General features: G+C 72.4%; 16 protein-coding genes. 7 read left to right on the top strand and 9 right to left on the bottom strand.

The window, feature by feature from the left end; translation table 11 throughout:
• Window positions 1-481: 481 nt before the first annotated feature.
• Window positions 482-3076: an excinuclease ABC subunit UvrA gene (locus AIF0345_RS00830; protein WP_268917254.1), complete on the top strand. Its 2595-nt coding sequence runs from the start codon at window positions 482-484 to the stop codon at window positions 3074-3076.
• A 76-nt stretch (window positions 3077-3152) separates the two neighbouring features.
• Here the strand turns inward: AIF0345_RS00830 and AIF0345_RS00825 are convergent, their stop codons facing one another.
• Entirely contained in the window at window positions 3153-3407 is a 255-nt protein-coding gene (locus AIF0345_RS00825) for a hypothetical protein (RefSeq protein WP_268917253.1), read from the bottom strand.
• A 3-nt stretch (window positions 3408-3410) separates the two neighbouring features.
• Window positions 3411-4400 (bottom strand): SPFH domain-containing protein, encoded by a 990-nt coding sequence (locus AIF0345_RS00820; RefSeq protein ID WP_268917252.1) that lies wholly within the window; start codon window positions 4398-4400, stop codon window positions 3411-3413.
• Between the two features lie 208 nt (window positions 4401-4608).
• Here AIF0345_RS00820 and AIF0345_RS00815 point away from each other — a divergent pair, with 208 nt between their 5' ends.
• A complete protein-coding gene (locus AIF0345_RS00815; RefSeq protein WP_285296853.1) occupies window positions 4609-5130 on the top strand; it encodes a nucleotidyltransferase family protein in 522 nt (173 codons plus the stop codon).
• Between the two features lie 459 nt (window positions 5131-5589).
• Here the strand turns inward: AIF0345_RS00815 and AIF0345_RS00810 are convergent, their stop codons facing one another.
• On the bottom strand, window positions 5590-6240 hold the full coding sequence (locus AIF0345_RS00810; protein WP_268917250.1) for an HAD-IA family hydrolase: 651 nt from the start codon (window positions 6238-6240) through the stop codon (window positions 5590-5592).
• Window positions 6241-6296: 56 nt separating this feature from the next.
• Between AIF0345_RS00810 and AIF0345_RS00805 the strand changes: the two genes are divergently transcribed.
• Both AIF0345_RS00805 and AIF0345_RS00800 read left to right on the top strand, forming a co-directional pair.
• Window positions 6297-7466 (top strand): ROK family protein, encoded by a 1170-nt coding sequence (locus AIF0345_RS00805; RefSeq protein WP_268917249.1) that lies wholly within the window; start codon window positions 6297-6299, stop codon window positions 7464-7466.
• A 210-nt stretch (window positions 7467-7676) separates the two neighbouring features.
• Window positions 7677-9296, top strand: coding sequence for a replication-associated recombination protein A (locus AIF0345_RS00800; RefSeq protein ID WP_285296852.1), 1620 nt, complete (start codon window positions 7677-7679; stop codon window positions 9294-9296).
• Between the two features lie 251 nt (window positions 9297-9547).
• Here the strand turns inward: AIF0345_RS00800 and AIF0345_RS00795 are convergent, their stop codons facing one another.
• Window positions 9548-9826, bottom strand: coding sequence for a hypothetical protein (locus tag AIF0345_RS00795; protein ID WP_052375103.1), 279 nt, complete (start codon window positions 9824-9826; stop codon window positions 9548-9550).
• A 640-nt stretch (window positions 9827-10466) separates the two neighbouring features.
• Between AIF0345_RS00795 and AIF0345_RS00790 the strand changes: the two genes are divergently transcribed.
• A complete protein-coding gene (locus AIF0345_RS00790) occupies window positions 10467-12083 on the top strand; it encodes a hypothetical protein (protein ID WP_052375102.1) in 1617 nt (538 codons plus the stop codon).
• 120 nt (window positions 12084-12203) lie between these two features.
• Here the strand turns inward: AIF0345_RS00790 and AIF0345_RS00785 are convergent, their stop codons facing one another.
• The 5 genes from AIF0345_RS00785 to AIF0345_RS00765 form a co-directional block, all read right to left on the bottom strand.
• Window positions 12204-12758: a nitrous oxide reductase accessory protein NosL gene (locus AIF0345_RS00785; RefSeq protein WP_285296851.1), complete on the bottom strand. Its 555-nt coding sequence runs from the start codon at window positions 12756-12758 to the stop codon at window positions 12204-12206.
• Between the two features lie 189 nt (window positions 12759-12947).
• Window positions 12948-13358, bottom strand: coding sequence for a DUF488 domain-containing protein (locus tag AIF0345_RS00780; protein WP_043563428.1), 411 nt, complete (start codon window positions 13356-13358; stop codon window positions 12948-12950).
• Window positions 13359-13743: 385 nt separating this feature from the next.
• Window positions 13744-16758 carry a pullulanase-type alpha-1,6-glucosidase gene (gene pulA, locus AIF0345_RS00775; protein WP_285296850.1) on the bottom strand — a complete coding sequence of 1005 codons (3015 nt, stop codon included), beginning with the start codon at window positions 16756-16758 and terminating at the stop codon, window positions 13744-13746.
• Window positions 16759-17068: 310 nt separating this feature from the next.
• Window positions 17069-17956: a fructose bisphosphate aldolase gene (locus AIF0345_RS00770; RefSeq protein ID WP_285296848.1), complete on the bottom strand. Its 888-nt coding sequence runs from the start codon at window positions 17954-17956 to the stop codon at window positions 17069-17071.
• A 139-nt stretch (window positions 17957-18095) separates the two neighbouring features.
• On the bottom strand, window positions 18096-19133 hold the full coding sequence (locus AIF0345_RS00765; RefSeq protein ID WP_285296847.1) for a LacI family DNA-binding transcriptional regulator: 1038 nt from the start codon (window positions 19131-19133) through the stop codon (window positions 18096-18098).
• 331 nt (window positions 19134-19464) lie between these two features.
• Between AIF0345_RS00765 and AIF0345_RS00760 the strand changes: the two genes are divergently transcribed.
• Window positions 19465-22611, top strand: a complete 3147-nt coding sequence (locus tag AIF0345_RS00760; RefSeq protein WP_285296846.1) for a glycoside hydrolase family 2 TIM barrel-domain containing protein — start codon at window positions 19465-19467, stop codon at window positions 22609-22611.
• A complete protein-coding gene (locus AIF0345_RS00755) occupies window positions 22611-24146 on the top strand; it encodes an MFS transporter (RefSeq protein WP_285296845.1) in 1536 nt (511 codons plus the stop codon). Before AIF0345_RS00760 ends, AIF0345_RS00755 begins: the two co-directional genes overlap by 1 nt.
• Window positions 24147-24593 lie beyond the last annotated feature (447 nt).

Here is a 24593-nt window from a genome sequence, read left to right as displayed (position 1 = left end):
GAGGTCCAGAGTCACCGTATGGGACGGGTCCCCCTGCGGAGGTGTGAAGACGGGGACCCCGCGAGAACCGGCGTCCGGTCCGCCACCGTGAATCCCACGCAGCGCGTAGTCCGACACGACCCGGCCGAGGGAGAGGCCCTCACGCCGCGCCTTCTCCCTGGCGACGGCGAGAACACTGTCATCGATATCCAGCGTCGTTCGCACGAGAACACAGTAGCATCCCTGCATCACCGCATCTTCACATCACCGCATCTCATGAGGCGCCGCGCACGGCATTGTCGGCGACGTCGCGGCGGCGCGGCCCACGCACCGCGCGCGAGCCCGTGCACCGGTCCCCTCGCGAACTCGTGCGCCCGGCCCGGCGCGCGAACTCGCCCGCGCGCCGGGCCGGGCGCACTGCGCAGGGCGGACGCCCGGGCAGGCACCCGGCGCGCCCCCACCACCCGCCGTCCGGCCACGCGCCAGGTGTAGCGTCACGTCCATGGCCGGACACCCTCTCTCGGCTCCCACCGCGATCAGCGTGCGCGGCGCCCGCGTGCACAATCTCAAGAACATCGACGTCGAGGTGCCGCTGGGGAGGCTGGTGGCGGTCGCCGGCGTGTCCGGCTCGGGCAAGTCCTCCCTGGCCCTCGGAGTGCTCTACGCCGAGGGCGCCCGCCGCTACCTGGAGTCGCTGTCCACCTACACGCGTCGGCGCCTGACCCAGGCGGCCCGCCCCGACGTCGACGAGGTCCTGCACGTGCCCGCCGCCCTGGCCCTGCACCAGCGCCCGCCCGTGCCCGGAGTGCGCTCCACCTTCGGCACCTCCACCGAGGTACTCAGCTCCCTGCGCCTGGCCTACTCACGCCTCGGCCACCACATGTGCCCCAACGGGCACCTCAACGAGCCCACCATCGACGTCGCCCTCGACGTCCCCCTGCACTGCACCGCCTGCGGGACGGAGTTCACCCAGCCGGGCGCGGAGTCCTTCGCCTTCAACTCCGACGGCGCCTGCCCCCGTTGCCAGGGCACCGGCGAGATCCGCGAGATCGACGAGGACGCGCTCGTGCCCGATGAGTCCGCGACCATCCGCAACGGTGCGGTGAAGAGCTGGGGGATCTTCGGCATCGGCTGGATGTGGAACGTCGCCGAGGCCATGGGGGTGCGCGTGGACGTCCCCTTCCGGGAGCTGACCGACGACGAGCGCGAGACCGTCATGCACGGCCCCGGGGTCACGCGCCGGGTCACCATCCCCTCCAAGACCGGCAAGCTCTTCGACCTCAACGCCACCTACCGCAACGCCATCGCCGCCGTCGAGGAGGCCATGTCCGGAGCGAACAGCGAGAAGGGCGTCGAGCGCCTGAACAGATTCATGACCGTGCGCACCTGCCCGGCCTGCCGCGGTTCGCGCCTGTCCGAGCTCGCCCGCTCCACCAGAGTCCGCGGCCTCGGCCTGGACGAGGCCTGCCGCCTCAGCCTGGACGACCTCGTCGAATGGGCCGCCGGGATACCGGAGACCATGCCGGTCGAGCTCGTGGCCATGGCCCACCAGATCGTCAACGAGCTGGCCGTCACCGCCCGTCGCCTGCTCGAACTCGGCCTGGGTTACCTGTCGCTGGATCGCACATCGTCAACCCTGTCCACCGGGGAGCGGCAGCGCGTCCAGCTCGCCCGCGCCGTGCGCAACCGCACCACCGGGGTGCTCTACGTCCTCGACGAGCCCAGCATCGGCCTGCATCCGGCCAACGTCGATGGACTTCTCGGCGTCATGCGGGACCTGCTGGCGGACGGCAACTCGGTGCTCGTCGTCGACCACGACGCGGCGCTGCTGCGCGAGGCCGACTGGCTGGTGGAGATCGGCCCGGGCTCGGGGCACGACGGCGGCGAGATCGTCGTGAGCGCCCCCATGGCGGATGCGGTCACCGACCCGACCAGCCGCATCGCACCGTTCATCACCGGGCGCGCCGATGTCCTCAGTCGCGAGCAGGCGCCGGCCGAGGAGGTCTTCGACCACGGCGCCGTTCGCCTGGAGACCGCCCCGATTCACACGGTCCGCGCGCTCGACGTCGCCATCCCCGAGCAGCGGCTGACCGCCGTCACCGGCGTGTCCGGCTCCGGCAAGACCACCCTCGTCCTGGAGGCCCTCGTCCCCGCGCTGCGGTCCCTGGCCAACGACGCGCCCCCGCCCGCCCCAGCCACGTCCAGCGCCCCACCCGCCCCAGCCACGTCCAGCGCCCCACCCGCCCCAGCCGCGACGATCGACGCCGACCACGCCCGCCGGGTCGTCGTCGTCGACGCCTCGCCCATCGGCACGAACGTCCGATCGACGGTGGCCACCTACTCCGGGGTCATGGACGAGCTGCGGCGCGTGTACGCGCGGATCCCGGCCGCCAGGGAGGCTGGCCTCAAGGCCGGCGACTTCTCCTACAACACCGGCTCGCTGCGCTGCGAGCACTGCGACGGCACCGGTCAGATCGTCCTCGACGTCCAGTTCCTCCCCGACGTCGACATCGTCTGCCCCCAGTGCGAGGGCTCGCGCTACGGCGAGGACGCCCGCAACATCCGCCGGATCCCGACAGGCGGCTCCACCGACGGCGCCCTGTCCCTGCCGGAACTGCTCGCCCTGACGGTGGAGCAGGCGGAGCGGGCGTGCGCGGACCTGCCGAAAGTGCGACGCCACCTACGGCTGCTGGCCGATCTGGGCCTGGGCTACCTCACCCTCGGGGAGACGACGACGGCCCTCTCGGGCGGCGAGGCGCAGCGCCTCAAGCTCTCCACCGACCTGGGGCGCGACCAGCACGGGACCGTGTTCGTACTGGACGAGCCCAGTATCGGGCTGCACCCGCTGGATGTGCGCGTCCTGCTCAGGGTGCTGGACCGGCTCGTGGATGCGGGCGCCACAGTGCTCGTCATCGAGCACGATCTCGGCATGATCGCCAACGCCGACTGGGTCATCGACATGGGGCCCGGCGGCGGGGCCGACGGCGGGCGCGTCGTCGCCGCGGGCACGCCCTCGCAGATCACGGCGGTAGAATCGACGACCGGCCGCTACCTGGCGGCGCACCTGGCGCGGCGATCCCCGGAGCCGCGCACCTGAGAGGGCCGCACCAGTCGCCCGGACCGGCCCCCCCGGGGGCGCCGCCACCGCTTCACCCGTGCCCCCGCCGTCGCCGTCACCCTTTCTCGCGCGGCTCCCCGCAGTCCTCGTCGGAGCAGTCCCTGTCGGAGTCCCTGTCCTTGCGCGGCCGCCCCCGCCCGCGCATGGGGGCGGCCCTGACGCCGCGGCCGGCATCGGCGAGCGCGCGGCGCAGGATGATCTCGATCTGGGCGTTGACCGAGCGCAGGTCGTCCGCCGCCCACGTGGCGATGGCCGCGTGGACGGCGGGGTCCAGCCGAAGCAGGATCTGCTTGCGCTCCCTCCCGGCCACGACTCAGGCGTAGAGAGACCCGGTGTTGACCACGGGCTGGGTGCGCTGATCCGAGCACAGGACCACCAGGAGGTTGGAGACCATCTGGGCGCGGCGCTCGTCGTCCATGTCGACGATGTCGTCGTTCTCCAGGCGCCTGAGGGCCTGGTTGACCATGGTGACGGCGCCCTCGACGATCTGCTCGCGGGCGGCGATGACGGCGCCCGCCTGCTGACGCTGCAGCATCGCCTGGGCGATCTCGGGAGCGTAGGCGAGCGAGGAGATGCGCACCTCGACGATCTCCAGGCCGGCCAGCGCGACCCGGGTGGCGACCTCGGCCGCCAGCTCGCCGGAGACGAGGTCCGTGCCGCCGCGCAGCGAGGTCTCGCCCGGGCCCGGCTCGTCGTAGGGGTGGGTGGTGGCCACGTGGCGCAGCGCGGACTCGGCCTGCGCCTTGATGAACTCCTCGTAGGCCTCGACAGCGAAGACGGCGCGGGCGGTGTCGGCCACCTGCCACACGACGATGGCGGCGATATTGACGGGGTTGCCCTCCAGGTCGTTGACCTTGAGCTCACTGGTCTCGAAGTTGTGGACCTTGACGGAGACCTTCTTGCCGGTGGTCAGCGGCAGGACGAGCACCATGCCGGTGCGGCGCACGGTGCCGATGTACTGGCCGAAGAACTGGCGGACGCTGGTCTGCCCGGGGACGACGATCACGAAGGAGCTGACCAGCAGCACGACCACGAGCGTGACCCCCACGAACCCGCCGACGACTCGGGCCACCGCCCCCGGCTCGCCCGCGTCGGCGGCGTCGATATTGGCGACGGCCAGAACGATCAGGCCCGCCATGATCGCCAGCAGGAGGATGAGGGCGAGGAAGGCAGCCGCGGGTCCGGCGGCGCGCGCGGGCCTCTCCGCGATGTCGACGCGACCGGGGATCCGGTCAGGCGCGCTCGGCGGACGCTCCAGGGCCGGGTCGGTCGGAGCAGCAGGGGCGGTGGGACTGGTGGACATGAGAACCTCCTTGGCTAGCAAAATGATATCTATTTTTCTGCCCGCCGCAAGTTCTGGGGCAGCACCCGACGCGCCCCATCAGCCCCGGCCGCTCCCAGCCCGGGGTCTTCCGCCCGATCCGCTTCCAGGCGGCACCACGCCCCCGACCAGACCAGGCGGCGTCACCCCTCGGCCCGGCGGCTGCGGAGGCAGCGCGGGGAGGTCATACGTGCGATCAGAAGTGCCGGCGGCTGCGGAGTGCGCCTTCGGACCCGTCGCAATAGGCCGCGAGCACGAGGGCTCCGACATCGACCTGCTGTTCCACATGGACGAACCGACGGGGCTCGCGGACCTGTCGCACCCGGAGCCCGGGCTTGAGGTGATCCTGGGCGTCGACGTGAACGCCGTCCCCGACTCGGCCCTCACCCCCTTCATGGAGAGCCGAGTGATGTCGGAAGCCGTGCCGCTATGGCTCCTGCGAGCAGAGCTCCCGAAGAGATCCTCCACGAAGCACCGGAGTTTTCTCCCCAGGGCGGCCGGCACCGCCCGAGACGCGGCGGTCACCGATCCCCTGAGACACGGCACCGCCCGAGATATGGTCCGCGCCGGCTTCCGGCGGCCCTCGAGATGCCTGGACGCGTCGAGGGCGTCGCAGAAGAGCTGCGCACGCGCCCGGCCACGACCCGCCGAGCACCTGCGCACGGCAGCCAACGGGGAACCGCACATGGGAGAGAAGGGCATTCGCAAGTGAAGCGCCATTTTTCGTTGGAAATATGCGGATCATCCGCGATCGTCGAGATGTGTTGACGCGCTCCCATGTGCCCAGGCCCCCCTGTGCGCACATGGGAGCGCGTCAACACGTCTCGACGTCATGAGCAGAACCGCGGAATAACAACAAAACCTGATGCCCATCCCGCCGGGCCCCCGCCCTCCCATGTGCGTACCGCCCTTCGTATCACGCCACTGACCCCGTAAGACGGCCGAGGGCGCCGGCGACCCTGCGGCGAGGGCGGCTCGCGCACACCCCTCGGACCTTCCGGAGCCCACCGGTGCCGGTGAGGTCGGAACCGCCGCGGAGCACCGTGCGGATCCAGCATGACGGCGCCCGGGCCACCGCCGGCGACGGCCGCGATAGCCGGGGCGAGCAACCCGAACGGGCCCGAACAAGCCCGAACAGCCTCGGCCAGGACGATCCGCCCCGCCGCAGCCCTCACGGGACCCGGCGCCCTGCCGCGGCCAGGAGCCGGCGCAGCTCGTGCAGGTCGCGGCAGACGACGTCGCCGTCCCGGGCCCCGCCCACCGCCACGACGACCGCCCCCGCGGCCCGCGCCGCCGCCAGGCCGGGGGCGGAGTCCTCCACCGCGGCCGTGCGCCGGGGCTCCGCCCCCAGACGCCGCGCCCCCAGCCGGTACCCCTCCGGGTGGGGCTTGCCGCGCTCGACGTCATCGCGGGAGACGATGACCGGCGGGTCCAGCCCGGCCGCCCCCAGGCGCGCGCGGGCCAGGCGCAGGTGCGCGTTGGTGACGACCCCCCAGGGCAGACCCCGCTCGTCCATCCAGGAGACCAGCTCCAGGGCGCCGGGGGCGGGGCGGACGCCGTCGGTGTCCGCGCACTCGCGCTCCAGGTGGGCGGCGACGTGCCCGGCCAGCTCCGCCTCGCCGATGCCCGGCAGGAAGCGCCGCACGGTGGTGGCGGCGTCCGGGCCGTGGCAGACCGCCAGGACGGCGGCCGTCTCGACGCCGTTGGCGCGGGCCCAGGCGGTCCAGGCGGCCTCGACGGCGTCGGTGGAGCTCACCAGGGTGCCGTCCATGTCGAGGAGGACGGCGCGGCAGGGGGCAAGATGGTGCGCGAATGAGGTCATGCACCTATTAAACTCGTGAGCCGATCAAAATGCTAGACGGAGAACCGGAGAAGCCCATGACGCACCGACACAGCACCGCCGATCAGCTCCGCTGGGCCCTGGCGGCCGACGTCTGCGCCCTGGTGCGCCGCTCCCCCGGCATCACCCGGGCGCGGGTCGCCCAGGAGCTCGGCATCTCCAGCGGCACGGCCGCCGACCTCGTGACGCGCATGCGCCAGGCCGCCGTCCTCGACGAGGGCGCGCCCGTCCCCCGCGGCCGCGGGCGGCCCACCTCGGCGCTCACCGCGCACCCGTCGGGGCCGCTCGTCATCGCCGTCGAGATCACCGCCACCGGCTGGCGGACGGCGACCGCCGGCCTCGACGGCCACCTCACAGCCGCAGCCCCCGCCCCTCATCGCGGCCGGGCCCCCGCCGACGTGCTCGCCCCCGTCCGCCGGGCGGTGGCCGCGCAGGCGAGCGAGCGTGCGGGCCGGGTGCGGGCCGTGTCGGTCGCCGCGGCCGCCACCGTCCGCGAGGGGACCGTCGTCCAGTCCTCCGTCCTGGACTGGGACCGGGTGAGCCTCGCCCCCCTGGCCGCGCCGGGCGCCGACCTCCTCGTCGCCAACGACGCCACCTGCGAGGCGCTGGCGGAGTCCCGCCGCGGCGCCTCGCGCGGCTCGCGCAGCGCCCTGCACCTGACCGTGCTCACCGGCGTCGGCGGCGGCCTCGTCCTCGACGGCGCGCCCGTGCTCGGGGCGACCGGCCTGGCCATGGAGGTCGGGCACCTCCCCCTCGGCGACCCGGAGGCGGTCTGCGACTGCGGGGCGCGGGGCTGCTGGGACACCGTCCTGGGGACCAGGGCGCTGGCCCGGCGGCTGGGGGCCGACGACGACTCGGCGGCGTCCGTGGGGGCGGTCATCGCCCAGGCGGACCCCGCCAACCGCCCGGTCCTTGCGGCCGCGGCCGCGAGCCTGGGCCGCGGCCTGGCCGGGCTGATCAATATCACCGACCCCGACGTCGTCACCCTCGGCGGGATCGGGCCGCTCCTGCGCGACCACTCACCCCGGGCCTTCGAGGAGTCCCTGGCGGGCGGCCTCATGCGGTGCCTGCGCGGCGAGGCGCCGCGGGTCGTCGTCGGCGAGCTCGGGGCCGACGCCGCGCTGGTCGGCGCCGCCGAGGCCGCCCTGGACGAGGTCGCGAGCCCCGCCGGCCTCGCCGCCTGGGCGGCGCGGGAGCCCGGCCGGTAGGCCCTGCCGGCGGGGGTCCCGGCCGACGACGCCGGTGCGCGCCAGCCGCCCCCCTTCACCGAGATCGGTCGTATTCCGGCTCGAGATCGGTTCACTTCCGCGCCGAGGTCGGTTCGAAGCGCCCGCCGGGCGCCGCCATCCCTCGACTCCCGTCTCGGGGAGCCGGTCGAGACGGACGCCGGCCCACCCGCACCGCCGTAGCCTGGGCCCATGAGCACCGACGCCCCTTCGCTCTTCGACGCCGCGGCGGAAGGCGGCGGCCCCGTCGTCGACGACCCGACGCGGCCGCTGGCGGACCGGCTGCGGCCGCGCGCGCTGGCCGACGTCGTCGGGCAGGACCACCTGCTGGCCCCGGACGCGTCCCTGGGGCGCATGATCGAGGCGGGGCGCCTGTCCTCCATCATCCTGTGGGGGCCGCCCGGCTGCGGCAAGACGACGATCGCCCGGCTGCTGGCGGAGCGCACCGGCCTGACCTTCGAACAGGTCTCGGCGACCTTCTCCGGGGTGGCGGAGCTGCGCAAGGTCTTCGCCGCGGCCGCGCGCCGCCGCGAGGTCGGGCAGGGCACGCTGCTGTTCGTCGACGAGATCCACCGGTTCAACCGCGCCCAGCAGGACTCCTTCCTGCCGTACGTCGAGGACGGGACGGTCGTGCTGGTGGGCGCCACCACGGAGAACCCGAGCTTCGAGCTGAACAGCGCCCTGCTGTCGCGCTGCCAGGTCATGGTGCTGCGCCGCCTGGACGAGGCCTCCCTGGCAGTGCTGCTGGAGCGCGCCGAGGCGCTGGCCGGCGGGCCGCTCCCGCTGACCGGCGCCGCCCGCGCGGCCCTGCTCGCCATGGCCGACGGCGATGGCCGCTACCTGCTGGGCATGATCGAGCAGGTCCTGGGCTGGGCGCGCCTCAAGGGCGCCGGAGGCGCCGAGGCGGCTGACAGCGCTGAGGGCGCCGAGTACGAGCCGCCCCGAGGACCTGAGGACGACGCCGCGGATGGAGGGCCCCGCACCACCGACGACGCCGACGGCGCGGGCACGCCCACGGCCTCCGGCACGGCCGCGGTCTCCGGCACGGCCACGGCCTCCGGCACACCCACGGCCTCCGGCACGGCCGCGGCCTCCGGCACGCCCACGGCCCCCGCCGTCGAGCCCCCCGACGCCGCCGCGGGCGGCGGGGGGCTCCTGGACGCCGAGGAGCTGGCCGTCGTCGTCGCCTCACGGGCGCCCCTGTACGACAAGTCCGGCGAGGAGCACTACAACCTCATCTCCGCTCTCCACAAGTCGATGCGCGGCTCCGACCCGGACGCCGCCCTGTACTGGCTGGCGCGGATGCTGGCCGGGGGCGAGGACCCGCTGTACGTGGTGCGGCGGCTCGTGCGCTTCGCCAGCGAGGACGTGGGGGTGGCGGACTCCGGGGCGCTGACCGTGGCGCTGGCCGCCTGGGACGCCTACGAGCGGCTCGGCTCCCCCGAGGGGGAGCTCGCCATCGCCCAGGCGGTCGTCTACCTGGCCACCGCGCCGAAGTCGATCGCGGTCTACCGGGGACTGGGGCGGGCGCAGAAGGCGGCGGGGAGGACGGGGTCGCTCGCCCCGCCCGCACATATTCTCAACGCGCCGACGCGGCTGATGAAGGAGCTCGGCTACGGGGCCGGCTACCAGTACGACCCGGATACCGCCGACGGCTTCTCGGGCGCCGACTACATGCCGGAGGGGTACCCTCCACCAGAGGAGCGCGAGCCCTTCTACGAGCCGACCGACCACGGCTACGAGCGGCGCATCCGAGAGCGCCTGGCCCACTGGGAGGCCCTGCGGCGGGAGCGGCGGGCCTCCCGGGACTGAGTACGAGCGGGCACGGGCAGGCCGAGCAGGGCTACGACGTCGACCTGCTCCGCCGACGCGGAAGAAGGGTCATGGGCGACGTGAGCACCCGCACCCAGCGCGGGCCTCAATGGCTGCCGGGTTGGCTGACAGCGACGTCGTTGAACGAGTTGCGCACGATGTAGATGATCTCAGCGGCCATACGTCGGGCCGGAGTCTTAATGGCGTCGGTCAGCCCAGCGTTGCGGTTCCCTCCTGGGCGGCGGACATGATCAGGCGCAGGCGAGCTCGCGGCTGGCGCTCTTGAAGATGTTCCCCTCGTCCCGCATGAGGTCCAGCACCTGGTCGAGGAACCGCCTCGCGGTCTGCGCCGCCTTCGAAGGGAGGTCGCTGGACACCTCCAGCGAGATCGCCACGCTGGAGATGCTGGGCGTAGGACGCACGTCAATAACCGCCAGCCCCTCCCAACCGCGGGACAGCCCACGGGCCTTGACGTCCAGGTCGCGGACCAGGGCCGGGATCGGTCGAGTTCCGCACCGAGATCGGTTCACTTCCGGCTCAAGATCGGTTCACTTCCGGCTCAAGATCGGTTCGAAGCGCCCACCGGGTGCCGCCATCCTCCGAGTGCCGCCCGCCCGAAGGGCCTCCAAGGCCTCGGCGAGCCCCGAGCCGGCACCGGGAAGGCTCCGGAGGGGCCGACGCCGGCGGGCAGCGTGGGCCGACGCCGAGCATCGACGACGGTTGACGGCGCGGACGGAGCTTCGCCGCATGGGCGCGCCCTTCTCCCATCCTTCTGACCTCCACCCCCAGAAGGACCGGGACAAAATGTACGTTGACGCCGGGAAGGCACGTCCGCGCCCCACCACGGCCGAGGCACCCAACCGGCCCGGCTCCTGCTCGCGGTTCCGAGGCCGCCGGTTCGGGCATCTCGAACCGATCTCGAAACGGCACCGAACCGATCACGATGGATGGGCGCCATCGGAAGCGCCGTCCTCCCCGGGATTCCGCTCGCGGCTGAGTGCGCCGCACGCGAGCGGCACGGGCGCCCCGGTCGGCTGTACGCCGTTGGCAGAGCACCGACGCGCTGCGGTCGGGACTCGTCGTGCCGTCGCGCCGTCGTCGGGAGCCGTCCATATAATTTGCCCGCGCATGTAATTCGCCTCAAACTCGAAGTCAATCCGAAGAAGCACTATGAGTATCCTCGCCCGCATCCAGTGGCACGACCGCCCGTATGACGGCATCGCCCACTACCTCTCCGATGCCCGGGCATCGTTCGCTGCCTGGGCGACAGACGGCGCCCAGGCCGAGCTGCCCGACGGCGAGCACACCGTTGCACTGACCGACCGGCAGCGCACGGTGAGAATCCGCAGCCCGCACGGCAGCGTCCCCGGGGACGATGCCGACCTCACCAGCTTCGAGGGGATCGTCTGGGACACGATGGCCGGCGCCGTGGGTACGACGACGCGCTGGGAGGTCGTCGTACGGGCCGTCGGGAACGACGAGCGCGTCGACGTCGTCGTGGAGAACCGGATGGAAACCTCCGACCCCACCCGGCGGCCGCCCATCGAGCGGCCGCGTGTCGTCGACGACCTGCTCGCGATCCCGGGGGCGCCGAGCCTGGGGATGTCGCGGCTCCTGTCCGCGCCCGAGGCCATACCCGCCATCGGCATCCCGCTCCTGGTCGACAAGGTGCTGCGCTCGTCGGGCCGCCGGCTGCCGGCGATCGTCTGCACCCAGCCGAACCACGACGACGAGGACGCCTGGCTCATGCGCGCCCGGGTGATCGCCGAGCGCGCCCGGGGGCTCGCCACCGTCTTCACCCTGGACCGCGCCGCGGCCCGGGTCTTCCGGGAGCGCCTGGGGAGCCTCGCGGCATGGGACGGCAGCGTCCGCGTCTACTCGCCGGCGCCCCTGGACCAGGACGGCGACGGGCGGCGCCACCGGTACTTCCTCCTCAACCGCTTCCAGCCCTCGTGGGGGCCCGGCGTCGACCGTGTCATCGAGACGGCCGCCGCGCTGTCGGCACGGCTGCCCGCGCCGCCGACGCTCGCCGTGTTCTCACCCTCGAGCGGGTCCGACGGCGATGGCGTGGCATCGCCCGACCAGGTGTCGCTCCTGGAGGGCGAGCTGGCGGACGCGCTGTCCCAGGCCGACGCCCTGCGCGAGGACCTCGAAGAGCGCGACGGCGAGGTGAACCGGCTCCGCGGCCACCTTGCGCGCCTGCGCTCCCGGCTCGACGAGATCGGCCGGCCGGAGATCTACTGGGGGGCCAAGGACGACCCCGGCACCGACGTGCCCGACACCGTCCAGGACATCGAGGAGGCCGTTCTGGCCGCACAGACCTACCTCGTGGACGACCTGTGCCTGCCCGACACCGCCAAGCACGATCTCGACCGCCTCGTCGCGATCCCCCAGGCGACCGTCTGGGGGGACACCACCTGGCGGGGGCTGCGGGCGCTGGCCGCCTACGCCAGGCACTGCCGGGAGGAGCACTTCTCCGGCGGGTTCTGGGAGTGGTGCCACCTGGGCTTCCCCGAGAGCTGGCCCGCCACCGACAAGAAGCTGTCGATGACCGAGAGCGAGACCGTCCGCAACGCTCCCAAGTTCAACGACCGCAGGCTCCTGCCGGTGGCGAAGGAGGTCCATCCCAGCGGCAGGACCTATATGTACAGCCACCTCAAGATCGCCGAGGGCGGCAAGGACCTCGCCCCGCGCGTCTACTTCCACGACGACACCGACGGCCGCACGGGCAAGGTGCACATCGGCTTCATCGGCCCCCACTACCTCATGCCCAACACCCGCTCTTAAATTCGGCGCACGAGGGCCGGGACCCCTGCTCGAGGGCCCGCTCGGCGCCGCTCCCCGGCGTCGAGATAGACATTTTCGTATGAGGTAGACGGTGTCACCGTCTACCTCATACGAAAATGTCTATCTCGACGGGGACTCCGTGCCGCCCATGCCGCCGGAGCCCATGTCCATGGTGTCCATGGTGGCCTCGGGCGGGCTGGCGAGGAGATCGTCGTAGGTCGTCTCCCGGGCGCCGGCGGAGGCGGTGTACGTGCTGACGGAGTCCTCCTTGCCCAGTGCCAGCACGTGCGTGGCCATCGGGGTCTCGACGTCGGGGGCGACGACGTAGCCGGCCGAGCCCGCCTCGATCCACCTGCCCGTGTCATAGCCCTTGACGTAGATCGCCTGGACGTCGCCGTCCTTCAGACCCTGCTCCTGGTGGTAGACGAAGAGCTCGCCGACGTCGTCGAACTTCCAGACGTCCTCGACGCCGATGATCTCCCCGACGTGCCGCATATCCGTAATGTGCATCCCGCAGCGCGCGCACGTGTCGCCGGGCTCCACCTCCACCGGGCCGTCGGCCTTCTGCTTCTTCTTCCCGCAGGCGGCCAGGGCGCTCGCCGCGAGGGCGGACAGGGCCGCGGCGCCGCCGATCAGGGCGCGCCGCCCGACGACGGCGCCGGTCTCATTCCTCATCTCAGTCTCAGCTCTCTTTCCTCGTCCAGAGCACACGAGCGGGGGCGGGCACGTCCCAACGAGCCCGCGCGACCCCGGGCCGGGAGGCAGCCCCGTGGCACGCGTCACCCCGCACCCGATCCCCCCGGGCGCCTCAAGAAAAAGCATAGTGGCCGGCGCGGCGCCCGAACAGGGGGCGGGCACCCCGACTCAGCGGGGCAGGTCCGGGTCGTCCACGCCCAGGATGGCCTCGCGCAGCACCCGGGCGTGGGTGTGGTTCCGGTCGTGCCCGGCGATCAGCAGGGTCACCCGCCCGCTCAGCGCCTCGGCGCGCAGCCCGTCGACCGCCTCGCGGGCGGCCGGCTCCTCCTCCAGCTCGGCGCGGTAGGCGGGGACGAACTGCTCCCAGGCGAGGTCTCCGGAGTGGAATGCCCGGCGCAGCGCCGTCGACGGCGTGGCGTCCTTGGCCCACTCGTCCAGCGCGGCGCGCTCCTTGCTCACCCCGCGCGGCCACAGGCGGTCGGCCAGGACGCGCCGGCCGTCGTCGGGCGAGGGCTCGTCCCGCACCCCCTTGATCACGACGGCGGAGGCGGCAGGAAGATCGATCCGATCAGGGCTCATATCCCCACTCTATCCCCAGGCGGACGCGGACAGGAGAAGCACGACGCCGCACCACTCGCCTGACGCCCGCCACAGGCTGCCGCCGCGAGCTGCGCCCCCTCAAAAAGGTGGCTCCCACGCACTTTTAAAGCGATCACCCCTCCTGGGCACGGTGGGGATCGGCGTGATTCCGCGATTCTACGACGAGGGCGGGGCGGAAGCCGGTGCTAAAAGTGCGTAGGAACCACCTTTTCCCGGTCGATGTCGGCCTCCCGGGGCCTCCTGAGGAATCCCGGAGAGCTGATGGAGGCCCGGCGACGGGCCCCGCAAACCCCCTTGAACCGATCTCGAGCCGGAATACGACCGATCGCGGCGAAAGCAGGCGGGCGGCCCCGCAATCGGCCCGTTAGGGCTCGACGAGCACCGCGACCGTGCGCGCGGGCACCGTCATCGTGCCGGTGGCGGGGTCGAAGCGCGTCTCGCGCACCACCGGGTCCGCCCCGCCGGCCTGGACATCGGAGAGCACCAGGAAGCGCCCCACAAGGGCGTCGACCCGCTGACTGATCTCATGGGGCGTCGCGTTGAGCACCACCACGACCCCATCCAGCGCGGGGTCCACGTCCGCCTCGCCGGCGCCGTCATCGATCACCATGACGATGACGCCGGGCTGCGCCTGCGGCCCGCAGACCGGGAAGCTCACGCGCTCGCGTATGAGCTCGGCCGACCCCAGGGAGAACAGCGGCGTGCTGCGCCGCAGGCGCAGCAGGTCGAGGGCCTGCGCCTGGGCGACGGCGATGTCGTGGGTGGTGGGGCGCAGCTCGTCGCGGGCGAGGAGATCGGCCTGAATGATCCAGGACTCGAAGTTGCGGTCCGCCGGCGGCAGTCCGCGCCCCCAGCCGTTGTCCCGCCCGGTCCAGTCGATGGCGTTGAAGTGGTCGCCGGAGTCGCGGGAGTCGGCGTCGAGGGACTTGCTGCGCAGCATCTCGCACCCAGCCGCCCAGAAGGCCGGCGACTGACCCAGGGTGACGGCGGCCAGGCACAGGGTGTTCATGCGCACACGGTCCGCCATGGAGGTGGTCAGAGGCAGCTTGTAGGCGAGGCGGTCGAAAAGGGTCTCGTCGTTGTGGGACGACACGTAGGCGATGGAGTCGGCGGGCTGGACGCCGTAGGCCGCCGGGGAGTCCCCGTACCCGATCTCCTCGCCGCGGCGCCAGTGCCCGTCGGAGGTCAGCAGCGTGAACTCGCGCAGGTTGCCCGCCAGCGACAGCCGCATCAGGTCGCTGCGCCAGGCGAGGTCCCTGCGCGAGGCGTCCTCCCTGCGGCTCTCCAGGGCGTTGGGGTCGGTCACCTCCCCGCTTCCCAGGCCCTGGTCCGTCCGCGGGTCGGGCTGCTCGACGCTGCCGCCGTGGACGGCGTCGCGGACGCGGTCGTTGAAGGTGCCGATGCCCAGCTCACCGAGCTGGCCCTGGGACGCCTGGCGGAACAGGACGTTGTCGTCCACCTCCCCCATGTGCCAGCCCTCGCCGTAGAGGTAGATCGGGTGGCCGACGGCGTCCTCGGCAACCTCCTCCAACGCCTCGCGCAAGCGCGCCATCGTCCCGACGCTGTGGTAGCCCATGAGGCCGAAGCGGAAGCCGTCCACCCGGTAGTGGCGCACCCACGCCACGCAGGCGTCGATCATGAGCCGCTCGGCCATGGCGCGCTCGGTGGCGACGTTGTTGTGGCAGGTGCTCATCTCGACGGCGCCGTCGGCGTCGAGGCGGTGGTAGTAGCCGGGCACGATCCGGTCCAGCACGGAGTACCGGTCCTGTCCCGCCGCCGCGGTGTGGTTGTACACCTGGTCGAGGACCACCTGCAGGCCCATGCCGTGCAGCGCCCCCACCATCTCGCGCACCTCGCGGGTGCGGGCGCCGCCGTCCTGGCGGCCCTCCCGGGCGTAGGAGCCCTCCGGGGCCATCCAGTGGTACGGGTCGTAGCCCCAGCTGTAGGCGTCCCGGTCGGCGACGGCGGTCACGGCCGCCTGGGGGCGGCGCGAGGCCGCGGAGGCGTCGACCGGGATCTCGGGAACCTGCTGGTCGGCCCGGTTCTCGGGGACGGAGGCGATGTCGAAGATCGGCAGCAGGTGCAGGGTGTCGATGCCCGCGCTCACCAGCGCGCCCAGGTGGCGGGTGCCGACCGAGTCAACGGTGAAGGCCGCGTAGGTGCCGCGCAGCTCGGGCGGCACGGAGGCGTCGATGGCAGAGAAGTCCCGCATGTGCAGCTCGTAGATGACGCGGGCGGCGTCGGAGTCGACAACGGGGTTGAGGTTCTCGCACCAGGAGGAGGGCTTGAGGGCGCGCTGGTTCAGGTCGACGGCGACCGAGCGGCGCGAGTCCAGGGTCAGGGCCGTGCTGTAGGGGTCGGTGACCAGGTTGAGCTCGATCCGGCCGGTCGAGGGGACGAAGACCTCGACCTCCCACAGGTACTGGGCGCCGGCGCCGACACGGCCCTCGCCCACCTCCCACCGGCCGTCGTCGCACCGGCAGGCGGGCAGACGCGCGGGCGGGCCGTCAACCAGGGGCGCCGAGCCGGTCGCGTCGCCGGTCTCCCAGGCCAGCAGCGTGACGGCCAGGGCGGTGGGCGCCCACAGGGCGAAGGCCGGGAGCGCGTCTCCGGCGGGGACCGTGCGCCCATCGCCGGAGCCGGGACCGGAGGCCGCCTGCGAGCCGGGGGCCCCGGCGTCGGAGCCGGCGCCGGCAGCGCCGTCGGGACCGGCAGCGCCCCCCGCGTCCCCGGGCTCGGCACCCGCGACCTCGACGAAGCGGACCCCCAGGGGCGCCGAGCCGTCCCTCGCCGAGGCGGCACGCCCCCAGAAGCGGTCGATCACCGGCCAGATCTGGACCCCCGTGAACGCGGTGAGCCAGCCGCCGCTGGCCACGGTGGTGCGCTGGACGACGGCGAGCTGCCCGGTCAGAAGCGCCTCGACGTCCTCGCGCCCCAGGCGGGGGGCACCGAATTCGTCGGCGGTGGTCAGGGCCAGGTAGCCGGCCAGCTGAGGGTGAGCGGCCACGACCTCGGGGGCGACCTCGCCGGTCAGGACGAGCGAGAGCTCGAATCCCCGGGACCCGCGGTGGAGCATCCCGTTCTCGACTCGGACCTGCCCGTCGGGGGAGGCGACCAGCCCGAAGCTGACCGGCGGGGCGCTGCGAGGGGGGCCGCCGCCGGGGCCCACGCACATGGAGGGCGTCACCCCGTGGGGAAGCAGGTCGACGGGCCAGGCCAGGGTCGTCTCGTCGACCCAGTAGGCCCGGGTCTGGCCGATTCCGGGGATACTCCGCCGCACCGGGGCGTCATGGTGACGGTACGGACCCGGGTCGGTCGGCCAGTCGGCCGGCACTGCGCCGTCCGGACTCTCCGCGCCGGGTCTGGGGTCGACAGTCATGGGGCACCACCTTCCTGATGACAGGCACAGCCTTGCACGTCGGGTCGTCTCCCGCCAGGTCCGGAGGACTCGAGTCGCACCCGCATCGCCCGGACCACGGGGGCGACGGCCACGCATGTGCGCCGCACCACTCGACGTCGCGTCGCCGGAGAGCAGCACGGGAGCGGCACAGACCGGGCAGCCGGGCGGCACGGCGGCCGCCGTCGGAACCCCAACCGACGACGGCCGCCATCAGGCGCTGCACCACTGCCCGGAGCGCCCAGCCGGGCTCAGCGGACCGGCCCCACCGGCCGGCCCGGGCTTGATCGCGTCAGGCGACGCTCGCCTCGTAGACGCTCTCGGCGGTGGCCGCGAGCGTGGCGTCGAAGGCCTCCTGGCTCTGGCCGTCGCTCAGGCCCTCCAGCAGGGCACGCGAGAAGCTCGCGATGAGGCCGGGGTTGCGGGCCAGGCGGGCGTTGGCGTCCTCGCGCTCGTAGCCGCCGGACAGCGCCACCACGCGCATGACACGGGGGTGCTTCATGAGTCCGGAGTACAGGCCGTCCACGGTCGGGATGCTCACCTTGAGCATGACGTCGCTGCCCTCGGGCAGGGCGTCGAGGTGCTCGGTCAGCGCCGCCACCAGGAGCTTCTCGGCCTCGGCCTTGTCGGCGGCGTGGATGTCGACCTCGGGCTCGATGATCGGCACCAGCCCGGCGGCGATGATCTGCCCGGCGATCTCGAACTGCTGGTCGACGACGGCGCGCACGCCCTCGGGGTCGGCGGCCAGGATGACCGAGCGCATCTTGGTGCCGAAGATGCCGGCCGCCACCGCGCGGGCGAGCAGCTCGTCCAGGCCGGGGATCGGCTTCATGACCTTGGCGTGGTGCTCCTCGTCGGCCAGGCCCTTGTCGACCTTGAGGAAGGGGACGACGTGCTTGACCTCCCACAGGTACTCGGCGGTGGGGCGGCCCTCGATCTGCCCGTCCATGGTCCGCTCGAAGAGGATGGCGCCGATAATGCGGTCGGAGGTGAAGGACTTGGAGGTGATGACGCGGGTGCGCATGGCGTGGACCAGCTCGAACATCTCGGCGTCGTTGGAGTAGCGCTCCGGGCCGACGCCGTAGCCGGCCAGCGCCTTGGGCGTGGAGCCCCCGGATTGATCGAGCGCGGCGATGAAGCCCGCTCCGTGTCGCATCTGCTCGGCCTGCTGATCGTTCACGGTCTCTCCTGTGCTTGCGGCTGCCGCGGCGCTTCCGCGGTCGGGCCGGACCGGCCCTGCGACCACCACCTTACATGAGATCGATTCTCATGTGCACCCCAGGGGCGCGCCGTCTCGCCCCTTTTGCCGAGGTCGGGCGTCAGGGGCGGCCGGGCGGCGCCGTGCTTCCGCGAACCACCAGCTCGGTGGGGATGAGGATCTGCCGACCACCGTCCCGCCGGCCGGAGGCCACCTGCTCCAGGACCAGCCCGACCATCTCGACCCCGGCCCGCCGGAAGTCCTGCTTCACCGTCGTCAGGGGCGGGAAGCTGTACTCCCCCAGCGACAGGCCGTCGAAGCCGACCACCGAGACGTCCTGCGGCACGCGCCGCCCGCGCTCGTGCATGGCCCGGATGAGGCCGATCGCCACCTCGTCGTTGGCGCAGAAGACCGCCGTCGCCCCGGGCTCGGCCGCCAGGCGCTCCCCGGCCGCGTACCCGGAGGCCGCGGTCCAGTCCCCCGGCACCGGGGCCGGCACCGCCGCACCGGCCTCCTTGAGGCGGGCGGCCCAGGCGGCCGAGCGGATGAGGGCGGACTGGGAGTCCTCCGGCCCGGTGACGTGGTGGACCGTGCGGTGCCCGAGCGCCAGGAGGTGGCCGACGGCGTCGCGCACCCCCTGCACCTGATCGGCCGAGGCGGAGGGGTAGTAGCCCACGAGCGCGGAGTCCGACACGGCCACCGGCACGCCCGCGGGCAGGGACAGGTGCTCGCGACCGGCGCGACCCGCCTGGACCACGACCAGCCCGTCGACGGTCTGATGGGCCAGGCGCAGCACGGCGGTGCGCATGTCCTCGGAGGCCGGGCGCTCCACCTGCACCATGGAGACGGTGTAGCCGGCCTCCCAGGCCGCCGCGAGCACGCCCTCGGTGGTCAGCGCCTCGCCGGTGCGCTGGATGTGCTGGGTGACCACCCCGATCGTCCGGAACGAGCCCCTGCGCAGCGCCTGGGCGGCGAGGTTGGGCGAGTAGCCCAGCTGCTCCATCGCCCGCAGCACCTTGTCCCGCGTGCCGGGGCGCACGTTCGCGGCGCCGCTCGAGACCCGGGAGACCGTCTGGGTCGACACGCCGGCCAGCCGGGCCACGTCCGCGACCGACGGGGCGCCGGACCGGCGCCGTCGCGATCCTCCGGCCTCACCCATGAGGCCGAGGCTACCAAGCGCTCCGGCCGCGCTCGGCAAGCCATCTATGTTAACGATATTGGTCATGGACGTCCACCATCGCCTACGGGCAAGTAAATTGCTGGCATAGCAATCGCTTCTGCGCATGTACTTGACTCTAGCAGATATGTTAACGTCGACATCCAGGTTCGCACTCCCGTGCGGGCACGGCGGCGCCGGCGGCGCTGCGCTTCCGACGGCGGCAGCGCAGCGCTTCCGGCGCCGCCGGCCCGGACATGCGGGGGACGCGAGCCGAGGCGCGCCGTGCCCGCCGGGCCCGACGCCGTCGTCCCAACCGCACCCAGGAGCACCAATGACGATCGTTCCCAGGCACTACGAGGACCTCGGGGTCCTCCACGAGAACACCCTGCCGCCGCGCGCCTACTACCTGCCCGCGTCCGCGCCCATCACCCCCGGCCCGCGCGCCCGCGAGCGCTCCGACCGCGTCCACCTGCTGAGCGGCCGGTGGTCCTTCGCCTACCACCCGAGCATCCACGAGCTGACCGAGCCCTTCTGGGGGCGCGACATGCCGCTGGAGGGCATGGACTCCGTGCCCGTGCCCAGCAGCTGGCAGCACCTGGGCTACGACCGCCACCAGTACACCAACGTCCGCTACCCGATCCCCCTCGACCCGCCCCGCGTGCCCCAGGACAACCCCTGCGGGGTCTACCTGCGTGACTTCGAGCACACAGCGGTCCTGGAGGCCCCGCGGACCCACCTGGTCTTCGAGGGTGTGGACTCCTGCTTCTACGTGTGGCTCAACGGCGTCTACGTGGGCTACAGCCAGGTCTCCCACGCCACGAGCGAGTTCGACGTGACCGACGTCGTCGAGCCGGGCACCAACCGCCTGGCCGTGCTCGTGCTCAAGTGGTGCGACGGGACCTACCTGGAGGACCAGGACAAGTTCCGCACCTCCGGCATCTTCCGCGACGTCTACCTCCTGTCCCGCCCCCGCGCGGCTCTCGCCGACTACGCCACCACCACCTCCCTGTCGCCCGGGGCCGCCGCCGTCACCGTGCGCGCCTCCTTCCGCGGCGGGTTCGCCCCCACCGCGCTGAGGCTGCACGACGCCGATGGCGTACTCGTGGCCGACGGCGCCTTCGCGCCGGCCGCGGACGGCTCCGAGCTCACCCACTGCGCCGTGCTGCACGTGCCCGACCCGCACCCGTGGACCCCCGAGGACCCCTATCTCTACACCCTGACCATGGCCACGGACCACGAGGCGATCACCGACCGGGTGGGTCTGCGGGAGGTCGACGTCGTCGACGCCGTCCTGCGCCTGAACGGACGGCCTCTGACCTTGCGCGGCGTCAACCGCCACGACTCCGACCCGGTCACCGGGCCCGCGATCGGCCTGGAGCACATGGAGCGCGACCTGGCCCTCATGAAGCGGCACAACATCAACGCGGTGCGCAGCTCCCACTACCCCAACGACCCCCGCTTCTACCAGCTGTGCGACGAGTACGGGTTCGTCGTCATGTCCGAGGCCGACAACGAGAGCCACGGCACCCAGGCCCGCATGCTGGCCGACCCCTCCTGGGCCAGCCAGGTCGAGCACTGGAACGAGCCGATCGCCGACAACCCGGCCTGGACGGAGGCCACTCTTGACCGGGTGCGCAGCTGCGTGGTCCGGGAGCGCAACCGCCCCTGCATCATCTCCTGGTCGGCCGGCAACGAGTGCGGCTACGGGTGCACCTTCGAGGCGGCGCTGGCCTGGATGAAGCGGACCGACCCCACCCGGGTCACGCACTACGAGAGCGCCTACTACCGCGACTCCAAGCGCGCCTACGACTACTCCAATATCGACCTGTACTCCCGGATGTACCCGTCCCTGGAGGAGGTCCGCGACTACCTCGGCTCCGACCCGGACAAGCCCTTCATCCTGGTGGAGTACTGCCACGCCATGGGCAACGGCCCGGGCGACCTGGAGGACTACTGGCAGATCATCCTCGACGACGAGCGCGCCTGCGGGGGCTTCGTGTGGGAGTGGTGCGACCACGCCGTGCTGGCCGGGACTAGCCCCGAGGGCCGGCCCGTCTACCTCTACGGGGGCGACCACGGCGAGGCCGTCCACGACTCCAACTTCTGCGTCGACGGGCTCGTCTCGCCCGACCGGGTGCCGCACGCGGGGCTCCTGGAGCTCAAGAACGTCCAGCGCCCCGCGCGCGTGGTCGGCTACGACCAGGAGCGCGGGCTGGTGACCGTCCGCAACGACCTCGACTTCACCGACCTCGACCAGTACGCGACCCTGTCCTACGAGCTGCGCTGCGACGGCGACGTCGTGGAGAGCGGGCCCCTGGAGCCGCCCGGCCCCATCCCGCCCCACACGGCCGTGACGCTGGCCTGCGCGCCGGAGGTGCCCGACGCCGGCCGCTGCCACCTGGTCGTCACCTCCCGCCTGCGCCACCCGGCCCCGCTGCTGGAGGCCGGCCACGAGCTCGGCTTCGACGAGATCCCCCTGGCCAACGCCGACCCCCGGCACCGCGCCGTGGCCGCCCTGGGGCCGGTCGCAGGCTGCGCGGGCGCGGCCGCCACCGTCGAGTGCTCGGGCTCGACCGCCGTCGAGCAGGACGGGTGCGAGGTGACCCTGGCCGGCGGCGACCTCGCCGTCGTGCTCGACACCCGCACCGGCCTGCCGCAATCCCTGCGCGTAGACGGCCGGGAGCTGCTGGAGCGCCCGATGGAGCTCAACATCTGGCGCGCCCCCACGGACAACGACCGTCACGTCCGCGAGCAGTGGGAGCGGGCCGGCTACGACCGCGCCGCCGCGCGGGCCACCCGGGTCTACTCGGCACGGAGCGCCGGCCAGGAGGGCACGGTCTTCCTCCACGCCGACATCTCGGTGGCCGCCGACGCCCTCCAGCCGGCGCTGGGCGTCCGCGCGGTGTGGACGGTCACCAGGACGGGGGAGCTCGCCGTGAGACTGCGCGCGCACACGTCCGCGGGCTTCCCCGGCCTGCCGCGGTTCGGGCTGCGGCTCTTCCTGCCCGAGGCCATGCAGAAGGTCGCCTACTACGGCCTGGGGCCGGGAGAGAGCTATGTCGACAAGCGCCGCTCCTGCCGTCACGGCGAGTTCACGACGACGGTCGCCGAGCTGGCGGCCGAGCTCCACCGGAGCTGCATCCGCCCCCAGGAGAGCGGCAGCCGCGCCGACTGCGAGTACGTCACCCTCTCCGACGGCGCCCTGGAGCTGACCGCCGTGGGGCTGCGACCTTTCTCCTTCAACGCCTCGCCCTACACCCAGGAGGAGCTGACCCGCACCGCCCACAACGTCGAGCTCGCGCAGTGCGGGAGCACCGTCCTGTGCCTCGACGGCGCCATGGCCGGCATCGGGTCGGCCAGCTGCGGCCCCGAGCTGCGGCCCGAGTACCGGGTCGACGGCGGGGCGCTCGGCCTCGACCTGGTGCTCCTGCCCCTCCTCTCCTCCCCCATCCCCGCTCAGCACAATGAGGTGAACTGATGAACGAGAAGAAGTACCTGAAGTGGTACAACAAGGTCGGTTACGGCTCCGGCGATATCGCCGGGAACGTGGTGTACGCGCTCCTGTCGGCCTTCGTCATGATCTACCTGACGGACACGGCCGGGCTCAATGCGGGCGTGATCGGCACCCTCATGATGCTCGCGCGCATCTTCGACGGGGTCTCCGACATCTTCTTCGGCGCCATTATCGACAAGACGCGCACGCGCATGGGCAGGGCCCGGCCGTGGATGCTGTGGGCGTTCTTCGGGTGCGCCGCCCTGATCGTGGCGATCTTCGCGATTCCGGCCGGTCTGGGGGACAATGCGAAGTACGCCTGGTTCTTCATCGCCTACACCCTGCTCAACGCGGGCTTCTACACGGCGAACAATATCGCCTACTCGACGCTGACCGCGCTGATCACCAAGAACAGCGCCGAGCGCGTCCAGATGGGATCAATCCGGTTCATCTTCGCCTTCAGCACGAGCCTGCTCATTCAGACCGTGACCGTCAAGGGCGTCGAGATCCTCGGGGGCGGCGAGCAGGGGTGGCGCACGATCGCGATCATCTACGCGCTCATCGGGCTGGCGGCCAACACCATCTCCGTCATGTCCGTGCGCGAGCTGCCCGACGAGGAGCTGGAGGACCGCGCCGGGGCCGGGGCAGAGGCCGGCGCATCCGACGCAGAGCCCAGTGCTGCGGCCGACAAGCCCACCGCCCGGGAGTCCGCCCGCCTGCTCCTGGGGAACCGGTACTACCTCATTATCCTGGTCGTCTTCGTCCTCACCCAGGTGTTCACCGCGACCCTCAATATGGGCATCTACTTCATGACCTACATCCTGAAGGACGCCAACCTGCTGGGCGCCTTCGCCTGGGCGATCAATATCCCGCTCATCGCGGGCCTGGTGCTCACCCCTGCGATCGTCTCCCGGTTCGGCCGGATGCAGGGGGTGACGACCACCGGGTACGCGATCGCCGTCATCGGGCGCCTGGGCGTGGTGGTCGCCGGGTACCTGGGCAGCGTCCCGCTCATGCTCGTCTTCACCGCCGTGGCCTCCATCGGCATGAGTCCGCTGCAGGGCACGCTCAACGCGCTCATCGCCGAGGCCTCGGAGTACACCTATCTGCGCAGCGGCAAGCGCATTGACGGGATCATGTTCTCCTGCACGTCGCTGGGCGTGAAGGTCGGCGGCGGCGTGGGCACGGCCATGGCCGGCTGGCTGCTGGCCTCCAGCGGGTACGTCGCCAACGCCGAGACGCAGCCTGCCTCGACCATCTCCATGCTCTACTTCATGTACCTGTGGATCCCCGCGATCGCCAACGGGATCATCCTTCTGCTGCTGTGGCGCCTCGATGTGGAGAAGGCCAACGACCGCCTGCGCGCCGAGCTCGCCGCCGAGGGGGCTGAGGCCGCGGAGGGCGCGAGCAGCGCCAATGGCGCCGGCGGCGCGACCGGGTTGGCCGACCCGGCCAGGGCGGCCGGTACAGGAGGCGCATCCGAGGCAGCCGGCGCAGACCGCGCAGCCGACCCGGAGTGAGGCTGCGCCGCTGACGCGGGGCCGGCGGAGGCGCCGCGGACCGCGCGGACGTCGGAGATGGCAGCGACAGCGCAGGCTGAGACTCCGTCTCCGTCCGGAGTAGCGCGGTCGTGCCGGACGGAGGCTGTGGCGCGGCAGTGCCGAGAGGCTGCGCAGAACAGCTCCGGGTGCCGGACGTCGTCGAGCGGACAGATGGCGACCGGCGCCCGGAGCGCGTCGGACCCGACACGCGCGAAGCCACAAGCCACGCCCCATCGTCCCGCAAGCCGCCCGCTCCCGTCGGGGCGGGCGGTCGCCGCTCAGACCACCGCAATCTCATGCGCCGCTCGGCGGCTCAATACCGTCCCCATCCGCTTGAGCAACATTGGGCATAAAGACCCATTGATGATTCGGAGTGCCCTGCATGAACTTTCTGCATTGCAGGTCGCTCACTTCCTGAGTTTCCTC

Source organism: Actinomyces israelii (assembly GCF_030253495.1).
Lineage (GTDB): Bacteria > Actinomycetota > Actinomycetes > Actinomycetales > Actinomycetaceae > Actinomyces > Actinomyces israelii.
The sequence above is the reverse complement of the archived record's forward strand: the minus strand, read 5'-3'. Positions and strand labels throughout refer to the sequence as shown.